30 protein-coding genes and 1 pseudogene are annotated in these 20,255 nt (G+C 61.7%); all 31 read right to left on the reverse strand.

What is annotated here, in order from left to right:
- Positions 1-392 (reverse strand): annotated as a pseudogene (locus O4H53_RS25980) (phage tail protein); the annotation flags it as partial.
- A complete protein-coding gene (locus tag O4H53_RS25985) occupies positions 392-805 on the reverse strand; it encodes a C40 family peptidase (RefSeq protein ID WP_269367805.1) in 414 nt (137 codons plus the stop codon). The pseudogene O4H53_RS25980 and the gene O4H53_RS25985, both read right to left, overlap by 1 nt.
- Positions 802-1,326: a hypothetical protein gene (locus tag O4H53_RS25990; protein WP_269367806.1), complete on the reverse strand. Its 525-nt coding sequence runs from the start codon at positions 1,324-1,326 to the stop codon at positions 802-804. Before O4H53_RS25990 ends, O4H53_RS25985 begins: the two co-directional genes overlap by 4 nt.
- Positions 1,323-1,745: a hypothetical protein gene (locus tag O4H53_RS25995; protein WP_269367807.1), complete on the reverse strand. Its 423-nt coding sequence runs from the start codon at positions 1,743-1,745 to the stop codon at positions 1,323-1,325. Before O4H53_RS25995 ends, O4H53_RS25990 begins: the two co-directional genes overlap by 4 nt.
- Positions 1,742-4,255, reverse strand: a complete 2,514-nt coding sequence (locus tag O4H53_RS26000) for a phage tail length tape measure family protein (protein ID WP_269367808.1) — start codon at positions 4,253-4,255, stop codon at positions 1,742-1,744. The genes O4H53_RS25995 and O4H53_RS26000 overlap by 4 nt, the downstream gene beginning before the upstream one ends.
- A complete protein-coding gene (locus tag O4H53_RS26005) occupies positions 4,252-4,584 on the reverse strand; it encodes a DUF1799 domain-containing protein (RefSeq protein ID WP_269367809.1) in 333 nt (110 codons plus the stop codon). Before O4H53_RS26005 ends, O4H53_RS26000 begins: the two co-directional genes overlap by 4 nt.
- 20 nt (positions 4,585-4,604) lie before the next feature.
- Positions 4,605-4,934: a hypothetical protein gene (locus tag O4H53_RS26010; RefSeq protein WP_269367810.1), complete on the reverse strand. Its 330-nt coding sequence runs from the start codon at positions 4,932-4,934 to the stop codon at positions 4,605-4,607.
- Positions 4,935-4,952: 18 nt separating this feature from the next.
- Positions 4,953-5,885 (reverse strand): phage tail tube protein, encoded by a 933-nt coding sequence (locus O4H53_RS26015; RefSeq protein ID WP_269367811.1) that lies wholly within the window; start codon positions 5,883-5,885, stop codon positions 4,953-4,955.
- Positions 5,886-6,025: 140 nt separating this feature from the next.
- On the reverse strand, positions 6,026-6,457 hold the full coding sequence (locus O4H53_RS26020; RefSeq protein WP_269367812.1) for a phage tail terminator protein: 432 nt from the start codon (positions 6,455-6,457) through the stop codon (positions 6,026-6,028).
- Positions 6,457-6,885 carry a gp436 family protein gene (locus O4H53_RS26025; RefSeq protein WP_269367813.1) on the reverse strand — a complete coding sequence of 143 codons (429 nt, stop codon included), beginning with the start codon at positions 6,883-6,885 and terminating at the stop codon, positions 6,457-6,459. Before O4H53_RS26025 ends, O4H53_RS26020 begins: the two co-directional genes overlap by 1 nt.
- Before the next feature lie 68 nt (positions 6,886-6,953).
- The gene (locus O4H53_RS26030) at positions 6,954-7,445 is read right to left on the reverse strand and encodes a hypothetical protein (protein WP_269367814.1); all 492 of its coding nucleotides are present in this window, start codon (positions 7,443-7,445) and stop codon (positions 6,954-6,956) included.
- A gap of 13 nt (positions 7,446-7,458) precedes the next feature.
- Entirely contained in the window at positions 7,459-8,352 is an 894-nt protein-coding gene (locus tag O4H53_RS26035) for a Mu-like prophage major head subunit gpT family protein (RefSeq protein ID WP_269367815.1), read from the reverse strand.
- Positions 8,353-8,363: 11 nt separating this feature from the next.
- Complete coding sequence (locus tag O4H53_RS26040) at positions 8,364-8,801, reverse strand: hypothetical protein (protein ID WP_269367816.1); 438 nt, start codon at positions 8,799-8,801, stop codon at positions 8,364-8,366.
- On the reverse strand, positions 8,801-9,877 hold the full coding sequence (locus O4H53_RS26045) for a phage protease (protein ID WP_269367817.1): 1,077 nt from the start codon (positions 9,875-9,877) through the stop codon (positions 8,801-8,803). The genes O4H53_RS26040 and O4H53_RS26045 overlap by 1 nt, the downstream gene beginning before the upstream one ends.
- 112 nt (positions 9,878-9,989) lie before the next feature.
- Entirely contained in the window at positions 9,990-10,490 is a 501-nt protein-coding gene (locus O4H53_RS26050; RefSeq protein WP_269367818.1) for a phage virion morphogenesis protein, read from the reverse strand.
- A 121-nt stretch (positions 10,491-10,611) separates the two neighbouring features.
- Positions 10,612-11,766 (reverse strand): phage head morphogenesis protein, encoded by a 1,155-nt coding sequence (locus O4H53_RS26055; protein WP_269367819.1) that lies wholly within the window; start codon positions 11,764-11,766, stop codon positions 10,612-10,614.
- Positions 11,759-13,411, reverse strand: coding sequence for a DUF935 domain-containing protein (locus tag O4H53_RS26060; RefSeq protein WP_269367820.1), 1,653 nt, complete (start codon positions 13,409-13,411; stop codon positions 11,759-11,761). The genes O4H53_RS26055 and O4H53_RS26060 overlap by 8 nt, the downstream gene beginning before the upstream one ends.
- Positions 13,412-13,536: 125 nt before the next feature.
- Positions 13,537-15,234, reverse strand: a complete 1,698-nt coding sequence (locus O4H53_RS26065; RefSeq protein ID WP_269367821.1) for a terminase large subunit domain-containing protein — start codon at positions 15,232-15,234, stop codon at positions 13,537-13,539.
- Positions 15,231-15,431 (reverse strand): hypothetical protein, encoded by a 201-nt coding sequence (locus tag O4H53_RS26070; RefSeq protein ID WP_269367822.1) that lies wholly within the window; start codon positions 15,429-15,431, stop codon positions 15,231-15,233. The genes O4H53_RS26065 and O4H53_RS26070 overlap by 4 nt, the downstream gene beginning before the upstream one ends.
- The gene (locus O4H53_RS26075; RefSeq protein WP_269367823.1) at positions 15,431-15,679 is read right to left on the reverse strand and encodes a hypothetical protein; all 249 of its coding nucleotides are present in this window, start codon (positions 15,677-15,679) and stop codon (positions 15,431-15,433) included. The genes O4H53_RS26070 and O4H53_RS26075 overlap by 1 nt, the downstream gene beginning before the upstream one ends.
- Positions 15,676-15,984, reverse strand: a complete 309-nt coding sequence (locus O4H53_RS26080; RefSeq protein ID WP_269367824.1) for a DUF6527 family protein — start codon at positions 15,982-15,984, stop codon at positions 15,676-15,678. The genes O4H53_RS26075 and O4H53_RS26080 overlap by 4 nt, the downstream gene beginning before the upstream one ends.
- Positions 15,974-16,549 (reverse strand): phage protein Gp27 family protein, encoded by a 576-nt coding sequence (locus tag O4H53_RS26085; protein WP_269367825.1) that lies wholly within the window; start codon positions 16,547-16,549, stop codon positions 15,974-15,976. The genes O4H53_RS26080 and O4H53_RS26085 overlap by 11 nt, the downstream gene beginning before the upstream one ends.
- A 1-nt stretch (position 16,550) precedes the next feature.
- Positions 16,551-16,844: a VpaChn25_0724 family phage protein gene (locus O4H53_RS26090; RefSeq protein WP_269367826.1), complete on the reverse strand. Its 294-nt coding sequence runs from the start codon at positions 16,842-16,844 to the stop codon at positions 16,551-16,553.
- Between the two features lie 22 nt (positions 16,845-16,866).
- The gene (locus tag O4H53_RS26095) at positions 16,867-17,169 is read right to left on the reverse strand and encodes a VpaChn25_0724 family phage protein (protein WP_443069644.1); all 303 of its coding nucleotides are present in this window, start codon (positions 17,167-17,169) and stop codon (positions 16,867-16,869) included.
- The gene (locus O4H53_RS26100; protein WP_269367828.1) at positions 17,169-17,531 is read right to left on the reverse strand and encodes a hypothetical protein; all 363 of its coding nucleotides are present in this window, start codon (positions 17,529-17,531) and stop codon (positions 17,169-17,171) included. Before O4H53_RS26100 ends, O4H53_RS26095 begins: the two co-directional genes overlap by 1 nt.
- 29 nt (positions 17,532-17,560) lie before the next feature.
- Positions 17,561-17,965: a hypothetical protein gene (locus O4H53_RS26105; protein ID WP_269367829.1), complete on the reverse strand. Its 405-nt coding sequence runs from the start codon at positions 17,963-17,965 to the stop codon at positions 17,561-17,563.
- A 3-nt stretch (positions 17,966-17,968) separates the two neighbouring features.
- The gene (locus O4H53_RS26110; protein WP_269367830.1) at positions 17,969-18,187 is read right to left on the reverse strand and encodes a hypothetical protein; all 219 of its coding nucleotides are present in this window, start codon (positions 18,185-18,187) and stop codon (positions 17,969-17,971) included.
- An 18-nt stretch (positions 18,188-18,205) separates the two neighbouring features.
- On the reverse strand, positions 18,206-19,069 hold the full coding sequence (locus O4H53_RS26115) for an N-acetylmuramoyl-L-alanine amidase (RefSeq protein WP_269367831.1): 864 nt from the start codon (positions 19,067-19,069) through the stop codon (positions 18,206-18,208).
- Positions 19,070-19,180: 111 nt separating this feature from the next.
- Positions 19,181-19,555 carry a helix-turn-helix domain-containing protein gene (locus tag O4H53_RS26120; RefSeq protein WP_269367832.1) on the reverse strand — a complete coding sequence of 125 codons (375 nt, stop codon included), beginning with the start codon at positions 19,553-19,555 and terminating at the stop codon, positions 19,181-19,183.
- On the reverse strand, positions 19,552-19,806 hold the full coding sequence (locus O4H53_RS26125; protein WP_269367803.1) for a hypothetical protein: 255 nt from the start codon (positions 19,804-19,806) through the stop codon (positions 19,552-19,554). Before O4H53_RS26125 ends, O4H53_RS26120 begins: the two co-directional genes overlap by 4 nt.
- Positions 19,806-20,249, reverse strand: a complete 444-nt coding sequence (locus tag O4H53_RS26130) for a gp16 family protein (protein ID WP_269367833.1) — start codon at positions 20,247-20,249, stop codon at positions 19,806-19,808. The genes O4H53_RS26125 and O4H53_RS26130 overlap by 1 nt, the downstream gene beginning before the upstream one ends.
- Positions 20,250-20,255: the final 6 nt, after the last annotated feature.

The raw sequence follows: 20,255 nt of genomic DNA on the forward strand, positions 1-20,255 counted from the left end.
AGCAACTGGCCCAGAACGGTCAGGCCCGAGGTTGCCAGTGCCAATCCTACCTTGCCCAGCGTCGGAAACAGATAGGGGGCGAGAGCGGCGGCCGCGATCGACACGACGGCCAGCAAGACTGAGCGCAGCGCGTCCTTGCCAGGGATCGTGCGGATCACGACGCGGGCGTGCGGCATCGGCCGGAGGCTGGACCAATAGGCCGGATCGACCACGGAGGCCCCCCGATCGGTCACGAGCATCACCCGCAGCCCCTTGCGCGGATCGCGGAACCCCGGAAGCGCCAGGGCGACGATCTCGGCAATTGTCAGCCCGTGAGGTGCCTCGATCTCCTTGCGGCCCATGCCGGGGTCCAGGAGCGGGGCGCAGAGCACGTTGTTGGCCTTGACGCTCATCACCGGACACCCCGCAGCGCTTCATGTTCAAAGGCCATGACGAAGCGATGCCCCCAACGACCATGGCCAAGTCGTTCGTGCTTCGACTGGTCGTCGGTGGACATGTGCAGCATCACGCCAGGCGAGACGTAGATCCCGACGTGGCTCTCGTGGCGGCCGTGGCGGAAGAGCAGGAGATCGAAGGGCTGCGGTATCAGCGTCTTGCGCCAGACCGAGCCACTCGTCTCCGATCCAATCAGGGAGGCGACCTCGGCCTGTTCTTCCGCGCTGACGTAGCCTTCGGTATAGGCTGGAAGGCTGATCGCCAGCTCATCGGCATAGACCAGGCGCGCGAGGCCCCAGCAGTCGCAGCCCGACCGGTCGCGGCCCATGTTGGCATAGGGAATGCCGAGATATGCGTTCGACCAGCTCATCGGAACAACCCCGGAAAGCGTTCTTTGGTAAACCGGTCCATCGGCACGCTCTCGTCCTCGATCGGCGCGCGGCTGATCTCCAGCGTGATCTGGCCCGCATCGCCATCGGCCGAGATCATCGCCATGTCGCGGAACTCCACCTCCACCAGGTCCGGCGTGCTGGCCATCACCACCGCCAGATGCACGGTGGGCCGGTCGATGAAGGAGCGCAGCAATTTGGCGATGTCGCTGTCCACATTCTCGACGATGATATTGGCTGATGCCGGTGCGTCTTCCAGATCCCCCGGAATGTCCGATGCTGCCAGGATGAACAGGAAGGGCTCCGTGGCCGGATCACTGTCCATCCAGGCGCTGCGCGTGCCATAGGCTAGCGGGTCGATCGACAGCCGCTCTGTCGGATCGGTGGACAGCCGCACCGGCGCGTCGAGCTCCGGGTGCTCGATCATGATCAGCGCGATCTCGAGATCGTCTGAATAGGGCGCGTCATGCGATTGGCGCGCGTTGAGAGAAACCCGCCTCATGGCATCACCGCCACTGTAAAGGCGATGATGAAGCGAACGCCGCGAATGGTCTGGGCGGGTGTTTCATCACCAAAAAGACAAAGCCACCGGGCAGACAGCAGCAACGGCTGGCCCCCAGCCGTGAGGAGTGGTGTGCCGGCATGGTCCAGCATCGGCCAACCGTCCGTCAACGGATCGGGCATGTAGAACGGCAAGCTGCCAAATGCGGTCACATGTTTGAAGAAATCATCGAACAAAGCCTTCTGGTTGCGGGTTACATCGATCGACAGGCCCACGGTTTCCGCAACGCTGGACCAGCGCCGCCGATAGGCTGGAGGGCCGGTTTCGCCAACCCGGCGCAACCGTGGGTCAACGATCTGGGTCTGAAACCCCTCGCGCTGCGGCTTGGGCAGGTCAGTTGGCCAAAGCGGGACACTCATCGCAGTGTCCCCCGTTTCTTGACGCCGAACCCATTGCGCAATGTGCGCCGAGCGCCGCCACCAGGCTGTACCAGGGCATTGCCGACCGCATCTGCCAGGACGAACCGTGTGCGGCGGCGACCGGTGCCGTCCACTTCGTCGCTGCGCGTCTGGGTAATCGGGCTGCCAGAATGGTTTTCGATGATGATCTGCGAACCGTTGCCGCCACCAGAAAACGTACCGCCGCCGATCATTCCACCCTTTGCGAAAGCGGGAAATTCAGCACCTGAATTGATCATCTCCAGCAGCGCCCGGTTCTTGGCGGTGGCCACAGCGTTGACCATGAATTCACCAGAAGACGCCCAGACTGGCACGTTGTCCGACGTGCCGCTGCCTCGGCCGTAGATCATCCCGCCTTCCGCAAGGGCCTGCGCCGGTTTGGCGTTCGGGAACACAGCTCCCAGAACAACATCGATCAGCCCGCCCCCGTTGGCAGTACCGAACAACTGGGCGAGTGGCCCTTCTCCCAGAAGGAGGGCTTCGTAGGCCATGTCCTGGATCTTGCCCGAAAGCGTATCCAGCACGCTGCCGAAGTCACCCCCGCTGCGCCGCAGGTCTTCGAACGTGTCGTAGGCGATGTCGCGGTAGCTTTCCCAGGCTTCTTTCTGGGCGTCGATCGTCTCCTTCTCCTGGTTGCGGATCGCAATCAGCTCGCGGATTTTCTCACGTTCTGCCTCGGTCGCCGCTGCCATTGTTTCGCGGTGCCGCAGCATTTCTTTCTGGACCGGATCGGTCTCGCGCAACACGTCGATCTCTTCTTCGAGACCTTCAATCAGATCAGCGACGGCTTCGCGCTGCTTCTTGATCTTGCCAGCTGCACCGCCGCCGCCGGATCGTCCTTTGCGCTTCTTCGGGTTTCGCCGCGGATCATCGAGGGCGAGTGTGCCATAGCCCCCTGTCCATGTGCCGGGACGCGTATTGTTGGGATTGCGCGGATCGAGTTCATCGAGGCCGTTGTTGTTGACGCCTCCGTTATAGCCTGCAATCCGGCGGGCCAGATCGAGCGCTCCAGCCAGTTGCTGAGACAAACGCGTGGCTTCACCTGTTGCCAGGGCGATGTTCCCGGCCATGTCTACGGATGCGACACCATTGGCGGCATCCCAGGCCGCCATGATCTCATCCTTCATGATCTGGGACATGTCGGCGGTTAGCGTGGTCGCCTCGTAGACGCGGCGCTCTTCCGCGACCCGTGCCGCTGTCACATCGCGGCTGTCCTCGCCATGCTGCGCGATCAGGCTTTGGATGTTTGCTTCTGCTTCCAACCCTGCAACGGTGGCATCCACGCTCTGTTGAAGGGCGACATGCTTTTCCGCAGCCTGGATCACGCCGGATAGGAAATCCTGAAGGCGATTGTTTACGGTCTCCTTGACCTCGGCGAGGCGTTTTTCGGCAGCGACGGCTTTTTCCCGTTCAGCCAACGCTTCCTGTAGAGCCGCAATTTCTTCTTCAATGATCGCGACCTGCCGGTCCGTTTCGCCTGGAAGATATCTTGGCCCGAATTTTTCGCGGTTGCGGAGTGCCGCTATCTCGGCCTCCTTCTTCGCTATCTCATCTGAAACGATGAGTTGGGCGGTAGTCTCGAGGCCGCGATTGAAAAGCTCAACTTCGTTGCGCGCCTCTGCCGTTTCCTTGGCGAGTGCTTTCATGGCCTCGCCGAAGTCATCGGTCTTCTCCTCGGCCGACAGTGCCCTCGAACCCCACTGGATCAGCGCCGCGCCGCCCGCAATGATGCCAAGCGTGGCCAGCGACAAGGGATTGACCAGTGCAAGCGCGGAACTTGCGAGGCTGCGCAGCACGGCCTTGCCACCGCCCATGGTTGCAAAGACCTGGTTAAGCTGGGTGCCCTGCTGCAGGGCAAGCTGGATCGGGTTCTGTCCGGCAGCCATCATCACGCCAATGTCGTTGAACTGCGCAGTGATATTGCCGAGCTGGCCCGAAGCGACACCGGTACCCCGAGCCATCATGGATGCGCTCTGGCCAGTCGCGAGATATTGCGCCTCGGCAAGTGCCAGAACACGATTGGCTTCCGCCTGGGTGACAGCACCAGCAGCGACGGCGCGCCGGGTTTCGTCCGTGACCGCCTCATACTGCCTTGACGCACGGTAGACCGGATCAATCGACATCCGCATGCTGTCAAAGCTGGCGCGGTTCTGATCGATGGTGCCACCGAAGGCGGCAGCGCTCTCACGCGCGCTATGGGTCGCGGCGCCGAAGCCGGTCAGCCGCTCGATGCGCTGCTGGATCGCCGTATTGGCTTGGGCGACCGCCTGGGCGACGACCTTTTCCTGCTTTGAGAAGGCCGCGTTGGCGTTCCCCGCACCCTTTGTGCTTTGTTCCAGTCCCGAGGTGCTCTTTTCGAGAGCATCTACGGCCTTTCGCGCGCCAGCGCTGGCAGAGGCCGTCTCGCCCAGGGCCTTCTTGGCACCCGAGGCGTCTCCCCCGATATAAAGACTGGCCTTGAACCCGCTCACATCGTTCTCCGAAACTCGTCCAGCGCGCCCTGTGCGATGGTCTTCACTTCATTCCAGGTTGCCGCATCGATGCTCAGACCTGACAATTGCAATCCGGCCTGAGCTGCCGTGTAATCCAGCCCCAGCGGGACCACGCGGTTGTGAACGACTTCCGTGCGCCATTGCGAACTGATCGCGTAAAACGCTTCCAGCGCTGGCAAATGCCAGGCCCAGATGTCTTCCTGACCTTGCGCTTCCCCCCCGAACACAGCGTCCAGGTCGATCCCGAGGATCGCGGCGTCGGAATGTGCATCGTCTTGCCGCGAGGTGCTGCCGGACGATCCTCTCACCCAGGCAGCCCCCGCGGCCTTCAGTTTCCCGAGGCGCTCTTGTGCATCCCCTTGAAGTAGGTTCCGACCAGGCCGACGCGGATGTATGCTTCATCGAGCAAGGCATCGATCAGTGCTTCAGTGCAGGCCATCGGCTTGTCATCCTCGCCTATCAGGTTCTCAAAACCGACGACGACACGCTTCAGAAACTCAATGGTCCCGGAGCCGGTCGACAGGTCATAGCCATCCGCTTCAGAGACAGGGATGGCCCGGAAACGGGTCTTCAACAGATCTTCGCGAAAGCCGTCTTCGTGCGGTGTATGGATTTTCGCATCGCGAACGAATTCGGGCGTTTGGTTGATCTTGAACATGGGGTGCGCCTTTCTGGATCAGGTGAGGGTCAGCGACCACTGGTCGTTGCCAGCCGTCGGGATCGGAACGAGCCGGAGCGGCCATTCCACGATGTTCTGGGCGTTCTCCATACCCTGCGGCCGCTGCATCTGGGCCTTGGTGACGGCCATGGTCGAGATGTTGCCTGCCGTCAGCCCATGTACCAGGTTGATCGGCACATCCGTCTGGGCAGCGGCCAGGGCAAAGGGATTGAGCGTGCCAAGTGCAACCGCCTCGACTTTGGTCTCGATGCTCTCCTCGCGATCGGTAATCAGGATACCTTCCGAGCCGACCAGGAAGCGCGGCTCGACCGCATTGCCGAGGTTCAGCATGAAGGAGCGCATGACCAGCGCCACGGCATTGATCGTGAAGGTCGGCGTGTTGGACTTGCTGACAGCCAGCGGTTTGATGAAAGCGCTCAGTGCCACAGTCGGCCGGGTCTCTTCGCTCGGTTGGTTGAACAGGCCCCAGAACTCGAACTTGAGGTAGGGGATGTTCGAGCTGGTATAGTCGATGGTCACGTTGCCCCGCGCGCCGGTCAGAACAAACCGGGTGCCTTCGATCATGAAGTGGATCGACAGGCTCTCGTGCGCATCGCTGACGGGATTGTAGGTCACGGATGTACCCGGGACGATTGTCTCGGCCACACCGCAGCCACGGATCAGCGGCCCCCAGGCAGGAGCGGTTCCGGCGGCACCGGAACCCGCCAGCTCGACATTGAAGGTCAGCTTGGCATGTACATCGATCGGGACCGATCCCTGCGCACCCAGGTAGGGGATTTCAAGGTTGCGGCTGAGATCGCTGCCTTCCATCGGTGTCAGGGCGACCTCGGTGGCCAGAACGCCGTTTGCAGCACCAGTCGGCTCCGCATCGGTGTTGTAGGTCGTTTCCAGCTTAGCCAGCAGGATTTTGGATTTCCATTTAAGGGGCATTTAACCCTCCTTCTTCGTGGTTTCGGAGGAACCCTCGCCAGTCTTCTGCGGCTCCGGGGCGGGTGGCTCAGACACGCGCTTCAATGCGCCTTTGGAATTGCGGATGTAGCTGCCGCCGCTGGACGGAAGTTTAGGTGCGGTCATGAGAAAACCCTCAGCTGGTCGGAAATGGCGAAGTCGATCTGGTAAACGACGGTGCCCTTGGACGCGTTAAGCAAGGAACCCCGTGTCAGGCGGAAGACGCCGGTTTGATCAGCAGGTGCCCAACCGGCCAGGGCTTCGACTACCGCCATGATCAGGCCGCGGAGATCCTCCAGCGCGCGTTTGCCCGCAGGGGTATGGTTCCGGACTGTCAGGATTACCGCCACAGCCTCTTCGAACATCTGCGTATAAGCGCCGGCACCGGCGTCCTGTGCGCGGCCGATCAGCCCCAGGGGCAGGACATGGGCCGCTGGTGTATGCTGAGGCAGTGCGTTGCGTTGCATCAGATCGGCAAGGCTGCCCGCGCCCTCAACGCGATGTTCCAGGACCACGACCCGGTCATCCAGACGGGAGATCACATCATCGATCATCAGATAAAGCCCTTGAGGGTTTCTTCTGTGAGCGGGCGCGCCCGATCGGTAAGCCGCGCGCCTGAACTGCCGGTACCGGGGGCATCGGCACCGGCGATCGGCAACCGGACCGCACCGGAAGAGATCTCGCGCAAGGTGCGGATCGCGGCCTTGTAGTCTTCCTCGATCTTGGGGTCCGGGCTGGCGGTGTGCAGGTTGTAGATCGCGATTGCCAGGGCAAGGCTGCCGATAAGTGGCGGTGTTTCAACCATCGGCAGCGCGTAGCGCACGCCGACATAGCCATCGATCATCGCATCCGCATCCTTCAGGGCCTGATCGATCACATCCGTGTCGATCACATCCGTCGCCACGTCGCCACGGTCGGTCAGGTGGACCAGCATGGTCTCGCCAAAGCGGGCGGTCAGATCTGTGAGGGAGGTGTAGGACACGGCAGGTCATCCTGAAGGGGACAAGGGGGACGGTGGCGACGATGTCGCCACCGAAGGGGTGTTGAGCGTTATTCCGGTTCGACCTCTGTGCGCACCAGGCTGATTGCCAGCTTCGGTTCATCGCGCAACATGGCCGCATGTTCATCGCTGAGCTCATCGACCGGAATACGGACCGGCTCAGCGGTGAAATGCCGACCGGCGCGCCAGAGGCCCTGTTTGGGGCCGATCACCACGATGACCAGGTTCTCCGGCTTTTCATCCGGTACGGTCGGTGCCGCCTTTGACGCTGCCGCCTTGTCGCCTTCCGATGTCAGCGCAGCAGTCAGCTTGGCCATGTCGGGGGCGTCGGCGGTGTCCGACGCCCCCTTTCCGGCATCGCTGTCTTCGGGGGCATTCTTGGATGCGGCGGGCTCCGCTGCCGACTGACGAGCCGCCGCATCCTGACCCTGCGCCGGGGAGGCTGCAGGTGTCTCGGTTTTCGAATTGCCTTTGTCGGCGGCTTCTGTGGCCGTGCCTGGATCAGCTTTTGCCTTGGCGGTTTTGGTGGGTTTGGTTGCCATCAGATCAGCCCCCTTATGCCAGCCACGGAACGATGAGCAGCTCCGCAGTGCCTTTCCAGACGTTGGTGGCTCCCGCGGCGTCGCGCTCGGCGTTCAGCAGCTCAAGGGCTGCGCCCTCCTCCGAAGGCGGCGCGACCAGCAGGTTCGGCTTGATGCCAAGGGGGCGACCGTAGTCGCCTTTCATGCCCTGCAGCGCCGAACGTGCGGCGGAATAGTTGGCAGCGTTGAGCGTCTGCTTGGACCCCCACGCCATTTGCCAGAAGCCGAAGCCGACGTTGTAGCGGGCGTCCGTCCCGTAGACGAACTCCTTGTTCATGAAGACGTTGTGGTCCTTGGGATTGTCCTTGGCCACGAACATCGGCTTTTCGCGGTCCTGGAAGATCATCGGCTTCAGGGAACGGTTGGTCGACAGCAGGAACCAGGGCGCGCCCGAACCACCATCGGTATTGGCGACGGTTGTCATCGAGCCGTCCTCGGCAATGACCGGGTGGTCGGTGTCGAAGAAATACTGGCCATCATAGCACTCGGTCGTAAAGCCGTTCTTCAGCGCACCGAAGGTCAGCAGATCGGGGTGCGCAGCCGTGCTTTCGCCCATTTCGACAAACATCGGCTCATAGATCCCGAGGTTGTCGTCCTTGATGTCGTTGCGATCGACGCCGATGGTCAGTTCGAAATCCTTGTTCTTGATCGCGTAGTCGTGCTCGGCAAGGCCCTGGATCAGGCGTGGGCCCAACCATTCGCGCATGTTGGGCATCTTGCCCAGCCAGCCATAACGGCTTTCGCGGGTGGACGACGGCACCACGGTCGCGATGCGCTTGTACTGGCTTTCCGCCTGGCCGAGGCCGCGCTTGTAAGCGGTGTTGAAGCCGACGCGGATGGCTTCGAGGTTCGGGGTATTGATCAGCATGAAAGGGCTCCTTACGCCGTAGCGACTTTGGTGAGGGCTTCGTCAAAGCGCACCCAGACGCCCAGGGCATCGACGCTGTCGACAAACCCGGCGGGCGAACGGCTTGCGGTGCCATCCGTTTTGGCCACGGTCTGGTCGTCGACCGCGTAGACGACGTCGCCGATCTCGGCGACGGTGATCTCGTCTGCAGCCGCCGAATTGGCGAAGCGGAAACAGCCAGGGCGGTAAAGCACCGAGACGTCACCAGCGCTGCCTGCAGCATTGTCTGCAGCATCCTCGGCGCGCCCGACACCGACCAGGCCGGTCGCGGTGGCTCCCTTGACGATGTAGCCAGCGGCGTTGCGCATCAGCAGGGAGCCTGCAAACACGGCGGTGGACGCGGCCAGCGGGCCTTCGCGGACATCACCAGCGATCTGGGGCGTGTTGCGCCCGGCAGTAAGAGCGACCATCAGTTGTTCTCCAGTTCTGCCTGCTCTTCAGCAAGCGTTGCGGCATAATCCTTGGGGTCCTGGCCCAGCATCTTCGCGATGCTCAGCTGCTCGGAGTTGAGCGCGACCTCGCCATCTTTCGGGGCGGGTGGCAGGATCGTGGTGCCGGAGCGACCCAGAACCGGCATCGCGTTGATCAGCTCCTCGGTCCCGGCGGCATCCTTCATGTGCATCGAGACGTAGCGGTCCTTCATCGGCTTCACGCCGACGCGACCCAGCGCGATCGCGCCATCGACAAACGCGACAGCCGCATCCTTCGCGCGGCCCTCCTTGAGGGTATTCAGGGAGGTTGTGACTTCGCTGAGCTCAGCCTGCAGTGCCACGATTGTTTCATCCGCGCCGGTATCGGCCTGAGCCGATTGTGCCGCCACCAGGATGTCAGCAGCGTCGCTGTCCGCGCCAAGGCCGAGAGCGATGCCGATCTCCGACAGCTGAGATTGCATCGCGGTCTCCTTGCCGCCCTTCATCTTGGCCTTCAGAGCCGCCTTGATATCGTCATCGGTTGCCGTTTCCGGCAGGCCAAGCATGTCGGCCAGAAATTTCGTCCAATCCATGGGGGGAGTGTCCTGTTGCTGATGGAGCGCGGTCAGCCCGCGCAGGTTGGGTTTGTTCACGAGGCTCGCGCATTCGATCGACAGGATCGTCTTGTCTGCCGTGTGCCGGATCACCGGGCTGATGCCCTTGTAGGCGCGTGAGGTGACCAGTTCCGCACCCTGCGCCGTCCATTCGACCTTGCCCCACAATCCATCCGCCCGCGCCTGCATGGCAACGATCCAGCCGACAGCCGGAGCCTCTTCACCTTTAGGCCCGCGCAGATGGATGGAATGATTGATATCGACCGGCAGCTTTGCCTCATTGAGGAAACTGTCAGCGATGATCTGCTCGAAATTGAGCGCCCGGTAAGGACCGCGTTTGTCGCCCGTTGCGATGACACCGGCGGGAAGCAGGTGTATCCATTCGGGCGCGCCGCCGCCTTCCGCAATCGGCGGAAGGGTCTGCGCGCTCATAAGGGCAAGGATGCGTTCGGCAGTTGTCATGCAGCGACATTTACCGGAGGCCGAAAACCCAAAACATCCGCAAGCGCTTGCGGAGATGGGTTCAGATGCTAGTGGGGATCGAAGATAGGTTAGGCTTGCTCAGGCGCGCCGGTCAATCCTCCACGATGTCCGCAAGCCATTCATTGACAGTTGCGTCGATGTTTGTGCGGTCCTGATCCGAGATCCCGAGGTAGGGCCGCGCCGGGATGTTTCCCCAGGGAATGGAGCTGCCCCCGGCATCCGTCCCGAAGGAACCCTTCGCGGCCCCGAACTGCATAGTGGCACCATAAACCTTGTTTGTGCCGATCTCGACAAAGTCGGGTCCGTAATCCCGGAAAATGCTGTTGCGCAGCGGGACGCCGTCCGCATTCGGACCAAAGAGGGGCCGGACATCGACGGTCTGACCCCGCTGCTTGTAGGCATCAAGGGTGGCCTGCGATTTTGGGGCCCAGGCAGTACCATCGGGAGCCAAACCTTGGTCGAACCGTTCCTTGGTCTCATATTCAAGCTGCTCGCCGATCTCATTCATCAGATCGGACATGTCGGTCAGATGCGCGCTGACCTTGGACAGGACACGCTCGATGTCGGCGTCATTGAGTTCGATGGTGATCATGGCTATATTCTCTCATGCAGGCGTGACGCGGTGATATTCTGCCGGCCGTAGCACGGTTCTTGAACCGGAGCGCTTTGCGGGGTTTCCGGGTAACCGGGTGGCAGGCCCCGCCGCCTGCGTCTCAATTCCACTTCTTCAGCAGCCGAGCCACTTCGCGATCGCGCCGTGCCTGTTCGTTCGACAGCCGCCTGAAACTGGTCAGGAAAATCTCGTCCTTCGCGACAACGGCCTTCACGACGACCACATACCCCGTTCCCTGCAGTTCATCCTGAACGAATATCAGATTGCGTGACCCTTCTGGAATAACCCTTGTAGGCCTGTCCATGACCTGCTGGATCATGCGGTAGTCTGTGACTGTCAGCTCGGGGTGGTGTGCCACCTGTTTGGCCAGGGTGTCGGGCGATAGCAGGGCCACCGGACTTTTGACGCCCAGGGCATCTGCATCGCGTTGCATCAAACGTGCCACAGGCCAGTTGCCAGCCGGGTTTGCAAACCAGCTTTCAAAGCCGCGACCGTTCAACCAACTTTGGATTAGATCGACCGCTGGTTGACGGGGCAGATCGTTCAATTTCGGTTTCAGCGCCGTCACGATGTTGGTGACAGTTGCGCCTGGGGCATAATCCCAGCCCTTGCCGACGCCAGGGGGTGCGCCTGTTTTTGGATCGAGCGACTGCCAGTTGTCGGGCAAGGTCTTGGTCGGATCGCCACCAATCCGGATCGCGCCGGCCAAGGTCCGGGCCCCGCGCACCCGGCAGCCACAACCCCAACCATTCGGGGGGTAATGTGTGGCCCAGAATGGATGATCTGATGGCAGGATCAGGCCATTCCATGACAGATGGTCAAGACGAGGGTGAGCTGCGCCCGAATGTTCATAGACCCAGAACTTGAAGTTGCCGTCGACCAGCTGGGCATGGCGACCGGCCGCCATGGTTGTAAGCATGTTGGTCTGGTAGATCACCTTTGTCCGCCAGGCTTCGCCCCTGGCGGTGCCTTCGCCGGTCCAGCCATGCCAACCCCGCCGCTCGACGATATCGCGAAAGTCGCGCCGGAACTCCTCCAGCCCGGTGCCCTCCGCGATCGCCTTGTCGATCGCAGCGCCGAGATCCGCGAGCAGGTCCGCCTTTACCGCACCTGCCACCATGAAGGCCCGGTCATGTTGCGCGCGCGAAATGTCATCCCACCGCGACGTCGGAACCAGATCACCCAGCCGCAGACGGAACGCGGCAAGCTGCTCCTTGAACGGCTGCCGGAATGTCGCGCGCAGCGGATCAGCCACTCTCGGCCTCCGCCAGCGCCCGTCCGCCCGCGTCTGCCGCGATCATCGCCTCGGCAATCGCGGACGCAAACCCGCTCGCATCCACATCGGGAAATGCGGCGAAGAACATCTCGCGCAATTCCTCGATCGACCCGGCCTGCTCGAGCATGATTTCCACCTGCGAAAGCATGTACCCGATTTCCGGCTGAGCCGCTGCTGCCAGCTGCTCGGCGAGCACGTTTTCAGGGCCAGCGCCAGAAACGGCCCCTGAGGGCGTTTCCTGCGATTGCGGGGCCAGTGTCCCAGATTGAGGGTCGCGGGTATTTAATGGGTATTTAACGGCGCTCCCAGCGGGGGTTTCGCCGGGATCGCCCCCTGCGTTTGGCGCATCAGCCGGTGGGGTGGCCGATACGGGCGCCGGGGCGGTCAAAATCGCATCACCCGCTTTGGGGTCAGAAAACCCGAATTTGCCGCGCACTTCGCTCTCGCTGACCTTCAAGCCGATGGGCACAAGAATGCCCAAGGCGTTGGCCAGTTGATTGAGGTCCTCCGGCTCTGGCCGTCCGATCTTGAGACGTGGATACCGCTTCTGCGGCCCGTATTCGAGCTGTATCCAGGGCCGGATCAGATCCCGGTTCAGGATCGCGGCCAGCGCATTTGCATCCGCCCGCTCGATGTCTTCCTGGACCTGCCGGTGTTCCTTGCCCGATCCCAAACCGCCGGTGACCGCATCTGTTGTCGCGGTCTGACCCAGCACGGCCTTGGAGATTTGCCTGTCCAGCCAGTCCGCGCGCTTTTCGTAAAGGTCTGCCGACGCGCCGACGTTGCTGGTCTCGATGAAGTCGATCGACATGCTCTCGGGGATGATCGCGGCGCAATCGCCCGCGATGTTGGCGACGGCATTGAAGAGCGTGTCCTTGTCCGCCTCGCTGGCCCCCGCTCCCCATTTGCCCAGGCGCAGCGGCTGACCATAGGTCTGGCTGAAAATCGCCCAGTCGCGTTGCGTGAAGGCTTTGAACATCCAACCCCAGGCAGCGACCCGCGCCAGCCCTGATCGCAGCGCCAGACCTGACTTTGCTTTCACGTTGGCATAGATGAACTTGAACGCGTCGAGCGGGACTTCCTGGCCATTGTCATCCAGTTTCATCGGCGTGGCCAGATTGACCCGGTCGAACCGGAACCAGCGCGGATCGCGCCATTCAAGGCGTTCGGGCTGCCATTGGCCTTCGGAGGTGTCCCAGATGATCTCGGTGAAGGAATAGCCCTTGCCGATGCTGTCTAGGATATCGAAGAGTTCATCGCTCAGCTCATCCCGGTCCAACCAGTTGCGCACCATGTCGGCCAGTTCGACGTCGAAATCGTCATCTGATGCGGCTTCGATCGTAATATCAATCTGACTTACCGACCGGCGGCGGGTGCCGAGGACGCCCAGATAGTGCGGGTCGCGCTCTTCGATGACTTCGGCCAATTCGAGATAGCGAACAGGATCGCCCTGGTCTGCCTCGCGCAGGATGTTGGCGAGACGCACCGGGTTCAGCCCGTCGCCGGGATGGCCCGAGATTGGTGAGCGCACGCCGCCGAGGGTGGCGGCCGCGACTTCCTCGGTCAGGCCCGCGCGTTTGACCGGCTGGCCCCAGCGGTCGAGCAGGACGGGTTTGTTGGCCATTTGGAGGCTCCTTTTCAGCTCAACCCGAAGAGGCGGCGCAGCCAAGATGGCTTGCGGCGATTTCGGTCATATTTCCAGTAATCTGCAGGTGCGCCGGGTTCGATATTGCGTTTACGCCTTGGCATTTACACGCTCCCCCTCAATCTTGCGCCCAACGGGCCGTCGAACGTATTCCTGCGCCCTAGCCCATCATCATTGCTTGGCGTGTCCCGCATCCGCCCTTCGGCGCGCTGGTGGCGCAAGGCCGATGTCGCGGCGCGGTAGCCGTATTCAACCCAGCGCATGCGCGCGGCAAAGCTGGCCAGCGCCAGCCCGATCGCATAGTCGCCGTGACGCTTCTTGCCCTTCTTGTCTTTTGCCTCGCCTTTTTCGTTGGTGCGGATGGCAGGCACACGCGGGATGCCGCGCACCAGCTTGACCGAGCGCATGTCGCCCAGGTGATCCTCATCCTTGCCGATGGCGATCATGTCGTCTTCGAACTCGGTCTTCAGGGGCGGCATGTTCACCCGATACCAGTCCTCGGTGAATTTGATCGCCCAGATCAGACCGGAACCATCTTCATCCGCCCGCAGCCCGAATTTGCGCCCCATGTCTTCGGCGACGGTCCAGCCCATGCCGGTCGCGTCGAATGCCGCCCCGAGCAACCGCTCGCGCAGCTTTTCCAGCACCATGCCGACGACCTGTTTCTGTTCGTCGCCGGGCACATTGCGCATCTCGATCGAAAAGACCTCGCGCCGCTTCAGGTTCTGCTCGATCGCCAGCACCGGCATGACACTGAGGTCGGCAACGCGGGCAAAGTCGAAACCGGCCGCATAGTTCAGATCCATGTCGAGCCCGCCCAGCACCTCCTCAAGCTCTTCGAGGAAGGGGGCCATGAGAGCACGTTGCTCAAGCGCGGATATGTGCAGATAGTTGCCAGGCAGTTCAAGCCGCAACACCGGCGCATCCGCCGTCATGCGTGCTTCGATCAGCGGTGCCGGCAGCCAGGCACCCGAGCTGAGCGATGGAATGCAGAACAGCTCTTCGTCCGCACCGTCGCCGTAGAAGTCGATCAGATCCTGGCGCCATTGAGCTTCACCTTCGGCAGACCATTCCGTGCCACTGACCAGGCAGATGCGCTCGTAAAGCCCGTCGGTCAGCGCCTCGTCGAGATCGATGTGCAGATGATGGTAGGGCAACCGTCCGCCCAAAATGTCCTGGATGTTCTCGTTGAACGGATTGTCAGCCCCATCATGGGTGGAGCAGACGATGACCTGACCGCCCCAGATCAGGAAGGCCATCGCGGCCTTGATCAATTCTGCGAGGTTATCCACGAACGCGGCCTCATCGATGATGATCACGCCTTCCTTGCCGCGCAGCCCGCGCGGGGCCGAGCTGAGCGCCTTGATCTGGAAACCGGAGGCAAAGCGGATGCGGAATGTCTGGATTGACTTGTCGCCCTCGTCATCACCCTCTTCGAACAGCCCGTCCTCGATGGCGGAGGCGGCGATGTTGAACGCGCGGGCCCACATCGCGCAGGCGTCGACGAACTCGCGGGTCATTTCCTGAGAGTACGAGATGTACATCGCATCCATGCCGCGCGCCGATTTGGCCTTGGCCGCGCGCAGGACCGCATAGGCGGCAAGCGCCCAGGTCAGACCGATCCGGCGCGATTTCTCAACGAAAAGAACGCGGGTGGACACCGTGTCGAGCAGACCAACCGTCTTGGCCTGGTATGGCAACAGCACCTTCGGCAAGCCGACATCGCCGACCAGCTGAGGCATGACATCGGTTGCCGCGCGCCGCTGGCGTTCCCACTCGGCTTTGGAGATGGGGGCGGTCATGACCAGCTTTCCCGCCATTCCACCGCCCAGCCCGCGCCCTGCAAAGAACGCCAGAGCGGGTCACGAATGGCCGGGTCCTTTACTGTGCGCAGCGTGACATTGTAGATCGCACTTTCGATGGCCCGTTCGCGGTGATGAAAGCCGCCCAGTTCTCGCGGCTGCCGCACATTCCCACCTTCGATCCAGCCCCAGCTCATCACAAAACCCCTGATGCGGGGTTCGCGGGATTGAACCGGATCAGATAGGGTTGGCCCCGGTACCAGGCGACAGTCGCTGCCATACCGAGGTGGACAAAGCGCCGACGACGGCCAAAGACAAACGCCAGTATTGCCATGAGGCGAGGACCCTTGCGCCAATGCCAATCGCCGACAAAGACGACTGTGGCGAGGTCGAAATCGCATTCACGCATCTGGGCCAGCGATTGGTGATCGGTCCGCTCAATCATGCGCAGACCGTCCAATACCCATCGCGCAACCAGCCGTGCCAATGCCCCTTGTGGTGCACCGAAGGGGTCAGCGTCGGTTCTGTCTTCGACACGTTCCAGTTCCAGGACGGGCTACTGGGGGGTTTGAAGTTCGCACCCACCGTAATCGGGGCGATGACCTTGCAGCCGCAGGGGCAGCAATACCAGAAGAACCACTCGCCCAGGGCGTCACCCGGTGCGACATAGTAACTGCCGGGCCGGCGGTTTGCCCGGAAGTCTTCGAAATCGACAAAATGGATGGCACGCAAAGGCCCGTTAACCGTCATTTGAAACCCCCAGAATATCGGCCTTGATCTTCTCGGCGGTAGCGCTGCTCATGCCCGCTTCACGGGCAGCTTTGACGGCTGTCTCGGCCGCATTGGCGCGTTCCTCCTTGGCAATCCTCAACCGTTCATCGGCGGTCAGCTTTTCGCGGATGCCCGAGCTGCTCATTACGTCCTTGAGCATCTTGCCCAGAAAATGCAGCTCTTTCGGGTCGATCTCGTCGCCCTCTTTGAGCATGGCGCTTTTCATGACCTTGAAGGCCAGCGTGGTGATCATCTGGAACAGGACGTTGTGGCGCTTGGCCTCCTCCTCGAGACCGTTGCCCTCCATCCAGCTCACAGCCCAGGCGGAGGCTTCCTCCTGGGCTTTGGCCATCTGCTCGTATTCCTGCCCAAAGGAATGCACGGCCGACTTGCCCACGCGCATCTCCAGCCCGGCTTCTTCGAGCTTGAAGTTGAGTTCATCGGTGACGGCCAGATAGTCGCCGAAGCCGCGCTCCTTGAGCACGTCCTGAAGCCAGAGACGGATCTCCTGGGGGATCAGGTCAATCTTGCGGGGCGGGGGCATCTCAACGCCGCGCCGTCGGGCGTTTGACACCGGGGCAGGTAACGTGACCCAACGCTACCTCCGCGCCGCGCACCGTAGCCGTGGCGATGACGACATGCCCGTGATCGGTCATTTCAATGAGCTCTTGCTCGTCAAGCCAGGCCAGAGCCGATCGCATCTGGGCCTCGGATGTGGAAACGCCAACGCCGCGCACAACGTCGATCAGGATCGAGGCGTTGGAGGTGTATTCCGATGACCGCTCAAGGTGCTTCAGGATCGCAAGGCGGCGGTGTTCGGTTTCAAGGCTGTCAGCCATCTGCGGCTCCTGTGTTTCTAGTTTACGGGTCCGGGCGCATCACGCCCGGTACATGGGAATTCCCATGGGCCACGTCGCGGCCCTTCGGGCTCAGCCGGATGATCGGCTCGTCCTTGTAGACCCTGCTGGTCACCAACTCCTGCTCCACAAGCCAAGCCATTGCCGCCACCACCTGGTCAGTCGTGGTCGGGACGCCGATGCGACCGCAGTGCAACCGCAACACCGTTGCCGAGGCCTCATAGCCTGTCGCCGACGCCAAATATTGAAGCACCTTCAGACGCCGAAACTCGGCTTCCACACTTTCGATGGGCCATGCCTTGAACATCAGCTTGCCCCGCCTTTTTCGGCGCGCTGCGCGGCCTCGTAGAGCATCCGTGTCATGTTGGCCTGTGCCTCGAGCCCCGCGCCGATCCGCGCCACGAGGATGCTGACTTCGTGCAGATCATTCTTGGTCGCCAACTGATCGACACGGCCTTCGATGTTGCCCATGCGACCACGCATGCGATCGAGATCGGACTTAACTTGCCCGACCGTTCCCTCGACCTTTTCCAGGCGTTTCTCGATACCTTCATGGCCAACGACCAGGTTGGACACGCTTGCCGAAACACTGGAGCTGACCCGCCCCCAGAACCACTTCTGAAACCCGGCGATTGCGCCGATGATCATGAGCAGGAAGCCGACGATCATCTGACCATCTGAGATCCACGAATAATCCACTACCAGAACCCCCAGGCAACTGATGCAAACAGGGTGCAGATGCAGATCGTCTGAACGATAACAGTCCGTCGGGCCGCGCCCTGAGACCCCTCAAGATACCGGATTGCGCAGGCCAGCCAGAAGACGGCAGCCGCAACGGAAAACGAAAGCATCTCCGGCGCAGGATGTGCCTGCCAGAGATTGAGCTCCGATTTCACCAGGAAGCGCGCAATAACGTAATAGAACCGTTCCACCATCAATGCGGCGGCGATTGCGAAGATCGGCCCTTCGAGACGAACAAAAACAGCCGACGACGACGGAAACTGCCAGGTTCGGCGCACCGACACGGCATTCACGAACGCGCAGGCAATGGCCACGGCCAGGCAAAGGTGACTGGCCATCGTGACGGCCGACCATTCCAGCATGGGTTACCCCTTCAGTGAGATACGCTTTTGGGCGCGGATGCGGCCGTAGACTGCCACGACGCCTGCGGCGGAAACCGCCAGCCCCTTGAGGGCTTCAGACAGATCGGCAGCATCAGCAGGTGAGATTGCCCAGCCGAACAGCTGGCTGGCACCAAGGATGATGGCTCCGGAGCCGCCGAGAACGCCGAGCGAGGCAAAGGGGGATTTGGGTTGCGTGAACATGAGGTTTCCTTTTCGGGGTCAAGAATGGGTGATGGGGGCGGCGTGGCGGGCAACGATCCAGCCTTCCTGGCCGGAGTAGCGCACCTTGAGCCAGGGCCGGTCGCCGAAGGTGCCTGAGCGGATCACCGGCACCACGACACCGTCGGGAATGGTCGCGATGACGTTTGGATTGAACGAGGGCCAGCGGCGCATGTTGAGCGTGTCATTGGGGACATCGATGCTGACCATCTCGCCCTTGTCCTCGATCAGGTCGGAGGCATCATTGGCGGCTTCATCCTGCAGATCATCCCGGCCCAGAACACGCGCCTTCAGGCTCTCCAGCGGGAACAGCGGATTGGTGTCAACCTTGCGGCCGGGCGAGATGTACCAGTGGGTCACGATGTCAGTCAGCGTCGGGACGTAATCGAACAGGGCGTGCAACAGGGCCTCAAGCGCCGCGATCTGCTCGGGCTCGTAGTCCATCCACCAACCCGCGCCATGCTCCTTGGTCTGGATGAAATGAATGCCTTCTTCAGCAACATCGTAGGTCTTCTTGAACCAGGTGCGCGCACGGCCACCGCCCGCGTCCGTCATTCTGCCGGGGTTCACAATCTCGATGCCGATGGAGAAGTTGTTGCAACCCTTTTGACCATGATATTCGGAGGTCCCGGCATGGCCCGCGCGGCGGTTTGTCGGCACCTGCTGAGTGATCGTGCCATCTCGCTCAACGACGAAGTGAACCGAGACGCCCCTGGGGGCGGTCAGCAGGTAGTTTGCGGAATTGAACTTGTCCAGGCGACCGGCGGTGTCATGCAGAACCACGATGGTCGGGACAATCTTGCCGCCAATGTTCTTGGCGCGGCTATAGGAGAGGTTCTGGGCGATGTGGTTCTTGAATTGCATGACGGACCCCGGTTCTGCGACGCATTCCGAGCGTCACGGCATTGGGGTTCAAATTACCTTTCAACCGGGGGCATAAACATCCGCAAGCGCTTGCGGGGAGCCGCCTGAAGATCAGAACAGGTCGAGTTGCTGGGAGGAAAATGCCGCGTCGGACGTGAACTCGTCGCGCAGGTACTTGCGGACCGTCACATCGGTGATGTGCAGTTTGCGGGCAATCTTTGAAACCGGCAAGCCTTTTGATGCGAGGACCTGGGCGATCCACCTTTTGGCTGTCGGAATGCGCGCTTTCATGTGCTCGGCAGCTTTTGCAAGCGCTCGGGCCTTTTCGACACCGACCAGATTGGCCAGTTCCGAGCCCCCCTTTGGATCAGCGGGCATGTACAATTCCGCGCCACCGAATGTGAGCAGGAATTCAATGGTGCCATCCACACCAAGGATATCGACGTAGGCCTGAATATTCTCGGGGGCTTCGGGCATGTCCGTCATTTCCGCCGCGCCTTCCAGCGCTTGCCGCGGTTCGACATGGCGCCGGTCAGCCCGAGCACCGTGACCACGCGGCCGGACTGGCTCAGCCGGTAGCGGACGCCGTCACTCAACACGGCATCCGCGCGCTGTTCACGCCCGCCCTCGGTGGTCTTTTCAATGCGGCGTTTCAGGGCTGCGATATCCACGCCATAGACACGCTCAAGATAGCGCACGACCGCATGGTCCGTCACGATATCCCGCTTCCTGCCCATCAGCGGCCTCGCCAGTCAAAATCGATGTCGGCGCGTTTGCCCCATGCTTTCAATGCGGCAACAACAGCTTCGATCTGATCTTCATCGCGCAGCATGTCGATATCGGCCGGCACGGATTGCCAGATGCCGCCAAAGCGGGTGCGAATGAACGCATTGAGACCAGCGCGATCAGGTCGGGTGAGCGCGCCCGCATTGCCGAGCCTTTTCCACAGAACATGGATCAGGCGCAGATCGGCGCGAGGGGCTGCGGGACGCCGCCTTTTTGAACTGACTTTGAAACCGCTGTTTTTCAGTCGATCCAGAACCCGTTTCAACTCGGCTTCGGTCATATCCGACATCGACGCCTTGCCACAGACGGCCAATTGCAGATCATGCCGCGCGTCCGCGTCCAGACCAAGCTCGCGGCACCCGACATGGATCAGCTTTTGCAAAGAGCGGGTCATGCTGTG

It is taken from the genome of Sulfitobacter sp. G21635-S1 (assembly GCF_027213915.1).
GTDB lineage: Bacteria > Pseudomonadota > Alphaproteobacteria > Rhodobacterales > Rhodobacteraceae > Sulfitobacter.

Bases quoted from the DNA above. Each gene is read 5' to 3' on its own strand.
- O4H53_RS25990 (WP_269367806.1), bottom strand. From the start codon at position 1,326: ATGAGGCGGGTTTCTCTCAACGCGCGCCAATCGCATGACGCGCCCTAT.
- O4H53_RS26105 (WP_269367829.1), bottom strand. From the start codon at position 17,965: ATGCTGGAATGGTCGGCCGTCACGATGGCCAGTCACCTTTGCCTGGCC.
- O4H53_RS26110 (WP_269367830.1), bottom strand. From the start codon at position 18,187: ATGTTCACGCAACCCAAATCCCCCTTTGCCTCGCTCGGCGTTCTCGGC.
- O4H53_RS26015 (WP_269367811.1), bottom strand. From the start codon at position 5,885: ATGCCCCTTAAATGGAAATCCAAAATCCTGCTGGCTAAGCTGGAAACG.
- O4H53_RS26035 (WP_269367815.1), bottom strand. From the start codon at position 8,352: ATGCTGATCAATACCCCGAACCTCGAAGCCATCCGCGTCGGCTTCAAC.
- O4H53_RS26090 (WP_269367826.1), bottom strand. From the start codon at position 16,844: ATGGCTGACAGCCTTGAAACCGAACACCGCCGCCTTGCGATCCTGAAG.
- O4H53_RS26100 (WP_269367828.1), bottom strand. From the start codon at position 17,531: ATGATCGTCGGCTTCCTGCTCATGATCATCGGCGCAATCGCCGGGTTT.
- O4H53_RS26070 (WP_269367822.1), bottom strand. From the start codon at position 15,431: ATGAGCTGGGGCTGGATCGAAGGTGGGAATGTGCGGCAGCCGCGAGAA.
- O4H53_RS26120 (WP_269367832.1), bottom strand. From the start codon at position 19,555: ATGACGGACATGCCCGAAGCCCCCGAGAATATTCAGGCCTACGTCGAT.
- O4H53_RS26050 (WP_269367818.1), bottom strand. From the start codon at position 10,490: ATGATCACCATCGAACTCAATGACGCCGACATCGAGCGTGTCCTGTCC.
- O4H53_RS26060 (WP_269367820.1), bottom strand. From the start codon at position 13,411: ATGGCCAACAAACCCGTCCTGCTCGACCGCTGGGGCCAGCCGGTCAAA.
- O4H53_RS26030 (WP_269367814.1), bottom strand. From the start codon at position 7,445: ATGGCAACCAAACCCACCAAAACCGCCAAGGCAAAAGCTGATCCAGGC.
- O4H53_RS26065 (WP_269367821.1), bottom strand. From the start codon at position 15,234: ATGACCGCCCCCATCTCCAAAGCCGAGTGGGAACGCCAGCGGCGCGCG.
- O4H53_RS25985 (WP_269367805.1), bottom strand. From the start codon at position 805: ATGAGCTGGTCGAACGCATATCTCGGCATTCCCTATGCCAACATGGGC.
- O4H53_RS26080 (WP_269367824.1), bottom strand. From the start codon at position 15,984: ATGACGGTTAACGGGCCTTTGCGTGCCATCCATTTTGTCGATTTCGAA.
- O4H53_RS26095 (WP_443069644.1), bottom strand. From the start codon at position 17,169: ATGTTCAAGGCATGGCCCATCGAAAGTGTGGAAGCCGAGTTTCGGCGT.
- O4H53_RS26115 (WP_269367831.1), bottom strand. From the start codon at position 19,069: ATGCAATTCAAGAACCACATCGCCCAGAACCTCTCCTATAGCCGCGCC.
- O4H53_RS26040 (WP_269367816.1), bottom strand. From the start codon at position 8,801: ATGGTCGCTCTTACTGCCGGGCGCAACACGCCCCAGATCGCTGGTGAT.
- O4H53_RS26085 (WP_269367825.1), bottom strand. From the start codon at position 16,549: ATGCCCCCGCCCCGCAAGATTGACCTGATCCCCCAGGAGATCCGTCTC.
- O4H53_RS26075 (WP_269367823.1), bottom strand. From the start codon at position 15,679: ATGATTGAGCGGACCGATCACCAATCGCTGGCCCAGATGCGTGAATGC.
- O4H53_RS26010 (WP_269367810.1), bottom strand. From the start codon at position 4,934: ATGTTCAAGATCAACCAAACGCCCGAATTCGTTCGCGATGCGAAAATC.
- O4H53_RS26045 (WP_269367817.1), bottom strand. From the start codon at position 9,877: ATGACAACTGCCGAACGCATCCTTGCCCTTATGAGCGCGCAGACCCTT.
- O4H53_RS26130 (WP_269367833.1), bottom strand. From the start codon at position 20,249: ATGACCCGCTCTTTGCAAAAGCTGATCCATGTCGGGTGCCGCGAGCTT.
- O4H53_RS26125 (WP_269367803.1), bottom strand. From the start codon at position 19,806: ATGGGCAGGAAGCGGGATATCGTGACGGACCATGCGGTCGTGCGCTAT.
- O4H53_RS26020 (WP_269367812.1), bottom strand. From the start codon at position 6,457: ATGATCGATGATGTGATCTCCCGTCTGGATGACCGGGTCGTGGTCCTG.
- O4H53_RS25995 (WP_269367807.1), bottom strand. From the start codon at position 1,745: ATGAGTGTCCCGCTTTGGCCAACTGACCTGCCCAAGCCGCAGCGCGAG.